Origin of the sequence: Microcystis sp. M44BS1 (assembly GCF_020244875.1) — a bacterium.
Classification (GTDB): Bacteria; Cyanobacteriota; Cyanobacteriia; order Cyanobacteriales; family Microcystaceae; genus Microcystis; species Microcystis panniformis.
In genome coordinates, this window is record NZ_JADBVM010000291.1 from 1 (window position 1) to 5,435 (window position 5,435).

At 43.5% G+C, this 5,435-nt stretch carries 4 protein-coding genes; 1 reads left to right on the plus strand and 3 read right to left on the minus strand.

Annotation, left to right across the window (positions count from 1 at the left end; genetic code table 11):
- Positions 1-355 precede the first annotated feature (355 nt).
- From IM515_RS22045 to IM515_RS22055, 3 genes are all read right to left on the minus strand, one after another.
- Positions 356-2,566, minus strand: a complete 2,211-nt coding sequence (locus tag IM515_RS22045; RefSeq protein WP_287633556.1) for an aromatic acid exporter family protein — start codon at positions 2,564-2,566, stop codon at positions 356-358.
- Between the two features lie 55 nt (positions 2,567-2,621).
- Positions 2,622-2,798, minus strand: a complete 177-nt coding sequence (locus IM515_RS22050; protein WP_002735384.1) for a hypothetical protein — start codon at positions 2,796-2,798, stop codon at positions 2,622-2,624.
- 64 nt (positions 2,799-2,862) lie between these two features.
- Entirely contained in the window at positions 2,863-4,395 is a 1,533-nt protein-coding gene (locus IM515_RS22055) for an NHLP bacteriocin system secretion protein (RefSeq protein WP_287627597.1), read from the minus strand.
- Positions 4,396-4,992: 597 nt separating this feature from the next.
- Between IM515_RS22055 and IM515_RS22060 the strand changes: the two genes are divergently transcribed.
- Positions 4,993-5,435 (plus strand): DUF3782 domain-containing protein (locus IM515_RS22060; RefSeq protein WP_287698188.1); only part of this gene is annotated, 443 nt, incomplete at its 3' end.

The following is a 5,435-nucleotide window of genomic DNA, read 5'->3' on the forward strand; positions in this document are numbered from 1 at the left end:
ATGTAGAGGAGTCTATTTATACTACCACTTACTTTGCTTCGGGATGAACCCGAGTCAGTCTGGGTCGCTGAATCCTTTATTGGGTAAGCTTTTCAACCTGTTTGACACTCTCTTACTCGAAAAAATGAGCGAACGGTGAGACTTTAAGCCGAAATCTATTGCCCTATTTTAGCTGAAACAGTCCAGTAGGGTGCGTTACGCTACCGCTAACGCACCATTTAATAATACGGTGCGTTACGGCGAATTATTAATTTTAGTTTTTTGACTAAATTGATAGCCGCCTAACGCACCCTACACTCTGAATATACAGCCCTGAGAGCAGAAATCCTTCAGGCTGATAATATTTGCCTATTACCTATTGGGTGTAGGCAGGTAAGTCTTGACTCATTTGGTTTAAGTTGCTGGCAATGGCTTTCATCGTCATAAAAGCCGAGCTAAAGGCGATTAGCTCATTTAAGGGATAACTTCGACTCTCAACCCGCAAGCTCAGTAATTGCTTCTCAAGGGATTCAATTTCTTCGATGAGCAATTCTAACTTTGGTGGGTTGAGAATAACCTGGGCAGCGATCGCCTCAGCAATTTCATCAAAAGCGATCGCGGTTTGTTGTGCAATCGCTTGTAATTCAGGTAAAAACTTTTGTCGTATCGGTTCAGGAAGCGGTTGCTGTAGCCCATCTTGTAAAGCATCCAGTTGAGCCCAGAGTTTTTGTTCGTAGCCGATGGAGAAATTCCAAAAATTTTGGTGTTTGGTGGCTAAAACTGTGGAAATTTGTTCGAGACTGGCAATCTTAACCGAGGCTGGATGTTGAGCGATCGCCACTGTGATTGCCTGCTTCAGTTGGGCGATATCTGAGGGTGGTATCGTATCCTGAAAATAGCCTGACAGCAGTTTTTGATATAGCTGTCCCATTTTCTTAAAAGTCACAGAAAAACCTGTTTCCAGTTCGTTTGTAGCCGATTTTGTCATAAATACAGTGGTCAGCAACACCCCCAGAAACGCGCCTACGGGAACTGAAATTAGTGCAGCCCAAATTCCTTGCTCGAAAAAAGGAAAAATATCCTTCCCGATGGCATCGGCTGCTACAATCGCACCGATGCGAGCGATCGGCGTAAACCCCAGCCAAGCACAACTGAAGTAGGCGAAAAAATAAGCCAGACTGCTACTAAAAGGATTATAACCAAAGGACTTGACCAACAGGTAAATACAGAGAATCGTCAAACTCAAGGAAACAGTGGCCGCCCAACCGATTGCGATCGCTCGACCCCGTGTCGGTTGAATGACAGTGACCACTGCACCTATTATCACAATATCTGCCACTTTTTCGTAAGCAGAAGGATAGGGAAACTCGATGTGACGAATAATAGCCAGTAACAAACCAATAACCAGGCCAAGACTGACAATTTCTCTCAGGCGTTTTAGGGGTATAGGGGCCCATTTGGGAAAGGTAATCAGGTGTCTTCGCCTGAAAGTTGCAGTTACTTGGGTTTTATCGATTATCCTGCCTCCTAATCCCTCGCATTGTTGGATAAATCGAGATACAAGTTGAATAAATTGATAAAACTGTAGTGATTCTTGAACATCATACCGGTCAATCTCTCCACTGGTTCGGAGATGATCAAGTTTACCTCCAATATTCGCTAAATCTTCTTCTAATTCTGTGAGGTAAGGGGTAGCTAAGATTTTTTTGGCGTTACTCAGATCCCTCAAGCTATCAAAGCTGTCGATAAGATGAGTCGCCAATTGGTGAAATTCATCCCTGAACTGATGCACTAAATTTTGTTCATGCTTTTCGCCTTTAAAAGCCATCAGATCAGCTAATTGTCGAGTCAATTGGTTCTGAATTGCCAAGATTTCACTCCAATTTTCTGCCACCAATATCTCACTACCGAATTCATGGGTTGCTTTTGTGAGCATTGAAAGGCTAGTTTGTGTTGATTTTTTAATCTGATTGAGTAAGTTAAGCTCGTTCTGCTCAATAGAAAGAGGATAATCCCGCTCGTCGCCATCAGTTTTTAAGTAGCGATCGAGGATTTTTTGGAACAAGTGCGGTATATCTTGAAGGATTCCCATCAAGTTCCGGTTGAGATCGGATCGAGTATTCTGGGGCCAAAATAGTAAAGCGACAGCAACTCCCACAGCGATTCCGATCCAGTTATCGATGAGGCGCGATCGCAAATAAAGCCAGATATTTTGTTGTGCTGATGTTCCTACCACTCTCATGGCAATTAAAGCGCCCAGGAGTGTGGCTTGGGAATAAGCGGCTTGCCATCGGTAAGTTTCACAGATCAGGGCTGCTAAAATGTAGGTGAGAGAGGGAATGACAAAAAAACTTGAGCCTTGGATTCCGTAGGCGTTCACCAGGATAGCGGCAATTATTCCCCCCAAAGCACTTCCCCCCAAACGCCCCAAACCTGCGGCAATCGCACCTCCCATCGATGGCTCAATCAGTACAGATACATAGCCAAAGACGGGATAGACAAAGTTGTCTAAAACATTTCCTCGATGCCAAAAGAAACTCGTTAAGAGAGCAGCACCCAGGGAAAATTTCAATCCCTGTCTGATCATTAGCCCGTTTTTACTGTCCAAGGTATCTCTATATCCTTTTTCGACTTACTCATTGTTACCCATTAATTGCTCGCTCAATCCCATATAAAATCAGTGCCAAAAACGTCACCAACCAAAACCAAAGCTGAGGAGGCTCACTATGGATCAAGATGACTAAGACAAAGGCTGCGGCGATAATCCACCACTTAAACCACCAAGTCCACCATTGAGAACGTCTTTTCGGATTTTCCATATTAGGTTTAACTGTTTATTCTAGTCGTTGTTTCTTTTAGCTACTTACGCTCGCAAGATTGTGGTTAACGGTCGTACACCCCTGTAACCCAGCGAAAAGCAGGGGTTATATAACTCACTAAAGAACGCTCTTCCACCACAGCATGGACATCTGCGGTGGTCCCGTTGGTGATTCTTTGGGGCGCTCCCTTAGCTTGAGTCCAGTAAAAACCACTCGGTGTATTGCGATCGACCTTCAGGGCTAAAGTGGCTTTGATAACACTTGCATTGACGGGTATAGGCTTATCGCGATCGTCTTCATCCCTACCCAGAAACAGCTTGCTGGCGAGTTCATTACTTCCGACTATATTTGCCAGTTCTGCCACAGTTACCGGCTGCTGATCGACGGAAACGACCTTAGCGACGATACCCCCATAGCGTTCGCGATCATAGAGATCGGGAACGACTTCTACTTCCTGGCCCGGTTCTAATCGTTTGGCATCACCGCTCTTAAACAAAGCTACCACGTTGGTCTTGGCCTTTAGATTGGAGACTTCTAACGTACCTATGCGTCCCCCCGGGGCCAGAACTTCCCCCGGATTAACAGATAAGTCTAAAATCTGGCCGTTGTACAGACTCACTACATTTTTGTTGGCTTGAATGGTGGTTTTTAACGTATTAATCTCTCGTTGTTGGTCAGCGATCGCATTGTAACGAAGAATATCACTGGCTGTATCTTGCAGGTCTATTTGCCGTTTTTCTGTGTTTAGTATATTATTCTGGGCCGTCAATGCGTTCATCTGCGCTCGCAGGCTTTCATCAACCCCCTTCAGGCGATCGAGTTCTATTTGGACGCGATTGATACTATTAGAAGCCTCTAGATTATTGAACTGAAATAAATAGGAGGGAAAATCTAGCTTGGCGACAGCCCCCTCTTCGATAAGTTTATCGTAGGCGGCTAGTCTTTCATCCGTTGAGTTCTGGAAATTTTTAAGGTATCGAGCATGGGAGAGATAAGCTTCTCGCTGTTTTTGATTACTGGCTAATTGAACTTGAAGTGCTTTAATCTGAAGCTGATTGGCCTTTTGCTGGCGCTCTATTGAGGCTGCATTCAATTGACGACGACTCACTTCAATAGAGTCAACTCTTTTATCCTGCTGCTTGAGATCTGCTAGTCTATCCTTTTTATCCCTTAATTCTGTTTCCAATTCAGGAAACTCTAAAGTTGCCAGTAATTGCCCTTTTTTGACAGAATCTCCCGGTTGAATTAGGAGGGTTAACACCCGCCCACCTTGACGGGGTTCGATATTAACAATAGAACGAGGAATCAAAATGACCGCTCGTCCTTGAATAGGAGTCGGAATCTTACCAACTATCGCCCAATAACTCAGTCCTCCGAGCAAAAGACCCACCGGCATTAAGCGCAGGATTATCTCCCCTAATCTTCCTGTTGGCTCCGAATATTTAAACGTTTTTTCTGAATCAATTTTAGGATCAATTCCCGTTTTTATTTGATTATTATCCTGATGTTCTATCCTAGCCTGCGTTGTTTTCTTCGCACCCATATCTGGCTGCTGATAATTCTGATCAGACATAGATTCGGCTTGATTCTTTGCCATTGTAATGAGTAAAAATCACTTAATTTGTAACATGATAAACACTCAGAGGATATTACTTTAGACTAGGAAAATCCCCTGAAAAAATCGCTCAAGCTATTTTTGAGGTATGATAACTAGGCTACCCCGAAAGATTTACCGAAGGCTCAAACCTTTAAAATTTCCTGTAAGAAACCTAATAAAGTAGTACACTTGATGCGACCTAAAACAACCTAATAGGGATCAAGTGTTTGAGTCCAACACTCCGACTAGAGAGATAATCTATCGAACGAGTTTACACCATTCCAGCTTCTAACTTACATAAGGCGTATATTCTCATTGTAACCCTTCAGGGGGGGGATGTCAAGCCGCCAGTGGCATTGACTCAGTGGAAGGACTCTCTTGGGGTAGCAGAGAGAGCCACGGATACTACTCTCTCACAGTAGCCGCTCTTTTCTAAGTCTTTTTAGATTACTAGATTTTGTCCCCTCCTGAACTAGGGTTGATTCATTGTAGGGTTGATTCATGAATCAACCCTACCCCCTGAACGGTTACTTCAAGGGAGAAAAAGCGATCGGGCTATAATAGAGAAAATTTCATTTTAACTTGAGAAAATTCATTATGACAGCTACTATTGAAGACATTCGGGAAATACTAAAGGAATTAGCTCAATCCCAACAAGAGTTATCCCAATCCCAACAAGAGTTATCCCAATCCCAACAAGAGTTATCCCAAGCTCAAAAAGAAACAGATAAACAAATCAAGGAAACGGATAAACAAATTAACAGAGTTAGTCAGCAGATTGGGGAGTTAGGCAATCGTTTAGGAGAGTTTGTCGAGTGGCAAGTACGTCCTGCGGTGGTGCGTCTGTTTCAGGAGCGGGGTATTGATGTCCATGAGTTTCACCCTGGTATTTCGGTAAAACGGGATAATGAGGGTTTAGAAATTGATCTATTAGTAGTAAATGATACCGATGCCATTTTAGTGGAGGTCAAAAGTAAGTTAACCCAAAGGGATGTGGATGAGCATTTACAACGTTTGGCTAAGTTTAAGCGGTTAATGCC